The 235-nt window shown below is 40.9% G+C and carries 1 protein-coding gene; it reads right to left on the reverse strand.

Translation table 11 applies throughout. The features are described 5' to 3' along the window. The coding region (locus ACFLIT_RS17885; RefSeq protein WP_479912623.1) for a nickel-dependent hydrogenase large subunit at positions 1-235 on the reverse strand (235 nt) is incomplete at both ends.

A 235-nucleotide genomic window follows, 5' to 3' on the forward strand; every position in this document is an offset into this window, starting at 1 on the left:
GATAAACCTCTTGGATAAAATGTTTTACTTTCATGAGTAATTCACGGGCGTAATCTAGCCTTTCAGCGTTAAGGGTAGCTAAGTTGTCAGGATTGATGGCTAAAGCTACTCCACCTACTACCAACGTTTGGATATGAGGGGTTTTACCTCCAAAGATAGCAACCACTTTGTTAGCGTCAAACTGATAGTCTAAGGCAGTTAAGTAATGAGCTACAGCAAGTAAGTTTACCTCAGG

It is taken from the genome of Caulobacter sp. HJHS_5, from assembly GCF_056683955.1.